Source organism: Alistipes sp. 56_sp_Nov_56_25 (assembly GCF_001915285.1).
In the GTDB taxonomy this organism is placed as follows: Bacteria; Bacteroidota; Bacteroidia; order Bacteroidales; family Rikenellaceae; genus Alistipes; species Alistipes shahii.
Genome location: NZ_MNQF01000047.1, coordinates 894 through 4,838, shown reverse-complemented (window position 1 = coordinate 4,838; position 3,945 = coordinate 894). Strand labels below are relative to the sequence as shown.

Here is a 3,945-nt window from a genome sequence, read left to right as displayed (position 1 = left end):
AAGTTCTACGAGATCGACAAGAACGGCAATATCCTGCATTACAGCCCCTACAACGGTGAGGTACTGCCGGGATACATGTATACCGACACGGGATTCTGGGACACCTTCCGCAGTCTGTTTCCGCTGCTCAATCTGGTCTATCCGTCGGTCAATGCCGAAATTCAGGCCGGGCTGGCAAACGCTTACCGCGAGAGCGGATTTCTGCCCGAATGGGCTTCGGATGCCATCCTGAAAGGTGTCACCCCCGAGGAAGACATTGCGACGCTCTACGAGGCGATGCTCGCAGGACGCCGGAAGGTACACCCCACGGTGAGCTCCACGGGGCGCCTCGGACACGAATACTACAACACACTGGGATACATCCCCTACGATGTGGGTATCAACGAGAATGTCGCACGAACGCTCGAATACGCCTACGACGACTGGTGCATCGCGCAGGTGGCGAAAAAACTGGGAAAAACGAACGACGCTGCGATGCTGGAAAAGGCTTCGCAGAACTATAAAAACCTCTTCGATCCCGAAACGCGCCTGATGCGGGGCCGCAATGCCGACGGGACGTTCCAGACGCCCTTCAGCCCCTACAAGTGGGGCGACGCCTTCACCGAGGGAAACGCGTGGCACTACACATGGTCGGTGTTCCACGATGTCGAGGGACTGATCGACCTGATGGGAGGACGCAAAGGATTCACGCGGATGCTCGACTCGGTCTTCGTCGTGCCGCCCGTCTACGACGACAGCTACTACGGGTTCCGCATCCACGAAATTACCGAAATGCAGGTGGCCGACATGGGCAACTACGCCCACGGAAACCAGCCCGCGCAGCACATGATCTACCTCTACGACTACGCCGGGCAACCCCGTAAGGCGCAGTGGTGGGTTCGTGAGGTCATGGATCGCCTCTACTCGGCCAAGCCCGACGGTTACTGCGGCGACGAGGACAACGGACAAACCTCGGCGTGGTACGTATTTTCGGCCTTAGGGTTCTATCCCGTGTGTCCCGGCGCGGACGAATACGCAGTCGGATCGCCGCTGTTCCGCAAGGCCGTCATTCATCTTGAAAACGGCAATACGATCGAGATCGACGCTCCGGAGAACAGCTCCGAGAACCGTTATGTCGGTAAAATGGCTATCGACGGAAAAGTATCGGAAAGGCCGTTCCTTAGCTATTCCACACTTCTGGAAGGTGCGAAGGTGCGCTTCGAGATGGAACCCGAAAAATAGCCTTCCCATGAAGATTCCGAATCCCTATGCTGCCTTCATGGCCTTCGCCTGTGCATTGTTTGCAGCATGCTCTCCGCAGCAGCCCTTCATAACCTCACCCGACGGACGCATCGCCGTATCTGTCGAAGCCGATGCAGGGGCGGGCGTGACCTATGCCGTCACGGTCGACGACAAGCCCCTGATACTGCCCTCGGCGATGGGACTCGCAGCATGCGGAACCTCGCTGCAGGGAGCGACGATAACAGGCGTATGGCACTCCTCCCACGACGAGGAGTGGACAGCCCCCTGGGGCGAGAACAAACGGCACCGAAACCGTTACAACGAAATGTCCGTCTCAGTGCGGAAACCGGACAAAAGCATGGCCTTCACGCTCCGCTTCCGCGCATTCGACGACGGAATAGCATTTCGCTACGAACTGGCGCAGCCCGATTCGCTGGCCGTGACGGACGAACTGACGGAATTCCGGTTCGCAAATGAGGGTCATACGATGTCGTGGTCCATACCCGGCAATTTCGAGACCTATGAACTTCAGTACCGCGAGCAGCCCGTCGCACGGATAACGGATGCAAACACGCCCTTCACGTTCCGCACTGGGGACGGAATATTCGGAGCCGTGCACGAGGCGGCCCTGTACGACTGGCCCGAGATGGTATTGAGGCGCGACAGTGCGGGGGTGCTGAAAGCCGACCTCGCGCCCCTGCCCGACGGCGTGAAGGCGTACATTCCGGGACGCTTCACGACGCCCTGGCGCACGATACAGATAGCAGACAGGGCCGTAGGCCTGATTAACTCGTCGCTGGTGCTCAACCTGAACGAACCTTCGAAGATCGAGGATACCTCATGGATCGTGCCGCAGAAGGATGTCGGGGTATGGTGGGGAATGCACCTCGGAACGCAGGTATGGACGATGGGGCCGCGACACGGAGCAACGACACGGAATGCCATCCGGCACATCGACTTTGCTGCGGAAAACGGCATACAAGGAGTGTTGTTCGAGGGCTGGAACAAAGGATGGGAGAACTGGGGCGGAAACCAGCAGTTCGACTACCTCGAACCCTATGCGGATTTCGATCTGGAGCGAATAGCCGCCTATGCCCGTGAAAAGGGCGTGCAACTGTGGATGCACAATGAAACGGGAGGAAATATTCCTGAGTACGAAGCCGTCCTGGAAGCAGCGATGAGGAGGTATGCCGAACTGGGGGTTCACACGCTCAAAACGGGATATGCAGGGGGATTCAAAGGCGGTTACCTCCATCATTCGCAGTATGGAGTGCAGCACTATCAGCGGGTCGTGGAAACGGCGGCGAAATACCGGATCATGCTCGACGTACACAAGCCGATAAAGGAGACGGGGATACGACGCACGTGGCCCAACATGATGACACGCGAAGGGGCGCGGGGCATGGAATGGAACGCATGGTCGGAAGGGAATTCGGCAGAGTATCTCACGACGCTGCCCTTCGTGAGGATGCTGAGCGGACCGATGGACTACACTCCGGGAATCTTCGACATCGACTATTCCACGGCGAAGGCCGACAAGGGACGGATCGAGTGGAACGGGCCCAACGCGGAACGCTGCATAAAGACCACGCTGGCACGGCAGATAGCAAACTGGGTGATCATATACTCGCCCCTGCAGATGGCCGCAGACCTGATCGAGAACTACGAAGGGCATCCCGCATTCCGGTTCTTCCGCGACTTCGACGCAGACTGCGACTGGTCGAAGGCATTGCAGGGAGAGATCGGCGACTATATCGTCGTTGCAAGACGGGCCAAAGACAGACACTTTCTCGGGGCAGGAACGGACGAGAAGGCAAGGACGCTCGTGCAGAAGCTCGACTTCCTCGAACCCGGAGTGACGTATACCGCGACCATATATGCCGATGCTCCGGATGCGGGGCGCAATCCGGAGGCATACCTGATCGGGAAGCGGGCGGTGACGGCACGAGATACCATACGCATCGAGATGGCTGAACGGGGCGGGCAGGCAATAACTTTTATTCCGGCAGAGAAATAGAAGATGCCGGTGGCACGGGGAGGCCACGACGGAAAGCCGACAGGGAACAATGAGAAACGGGATCTGATCCATATCAGACCCCGTTTTTCGTATCAGGAACGATGTCGTCTTTTTTTACGCCTTTGTTGCATCTGCCGTTGCTGTTCTTCATAAGCCTGCGTGTCGGCCAAATCCAATACCGTATCGACAATGCCAGAAATAGGATTGGCGGCATGGTTTTGCACTTCATGTTTCTGTTCCGCCTGTCGTTCTGCAACCTGTTGCGCCTCTTTCGGAGCCGGATACAATTCGTTGAAGACATTCGCCTAGAATGGCAACGATGCCGTCGTTATGGTCAATGAAAGTCACGCCATAGATTCTGCCGACCGGATTGATGCGGAAGATAGCGTCGATGTTCTCCGCCTTGAGCAACTGCCGAAACTCGTTCCGTGTATTGTTCGGACTCATAGCATCCCGGACTGTCTGTCGCAGCCGGTTGAGCGTCCCGTCCTGCTTCAGCGCACTTTTCGACCGCTCGTAATACTTTTGAAGGGCTTTATAGCCTACGTCTTTCCCTATTTTGCTCGACTTGATGGGCGTGCCGATGCCGTAGCCGTCGTCGGTCAGAACCCGAGACACTACCTGCATAGTTTCTTCCGTCGATCGTTCCGGTGCGTTCCTCGACCGAGACGTTGAACAGTTCCAGCAGTGTGCAAAACTCTCCGTAG

General features: G+C 57.3%; 2 protein-coding genes and 1 pseudogene. 2 read left to right on the top strand and 1 reads right to left on the bottom strand.

Annotation, left to right across the window (positions count from 1 at the left end):
- Both BHV64_RS09040 and BHV64_RS09035 read left to right on the top strand, forming a co-directional pair.
- On the top strand, positions 1 to 1,221 hold a 1,221-nt coding region (locus tag BHV64_RS09040; protein WP_288115771.1), incomplete at its 5' end, for a GH92 family glycosyl hydrolase.
- A gap of 7 nt (positions 1,222 to 1,228) precedes the next feature.
- On the top strand, positions 1,229 to 3,238 hold the full coding sequence (locus BHV64_RS09035; RefSeq protein ID WP_288115770.1) for a glycoside hydrolase family 97 protein: 2,010 nt from the start codon (positions 1,229 to 1,231) through the stop codon (positions 3,236 to 3,238).
- 225 nt (positions 3,239 to 3,463) lie between these two features.
- Here BHV64_RS09035 and BHV64_RS09030 read toward each other — a convergent pair.
- Positions 3,464 to 3,945 (bottom strand): annotated as a pseudogene (locus tag BHV64_RS09030) (hypothetical protein); the annotation flags it as partial.

Coding starts and splice junctions, on each gene's coding strand:
- BHV64_RS09035 (WP_288115770.1), top strand. CDS start 1,229: ATGAAGATTCCGAATCCCTATGCTGCCTTCATGGCCTTCGCCTGTGCA.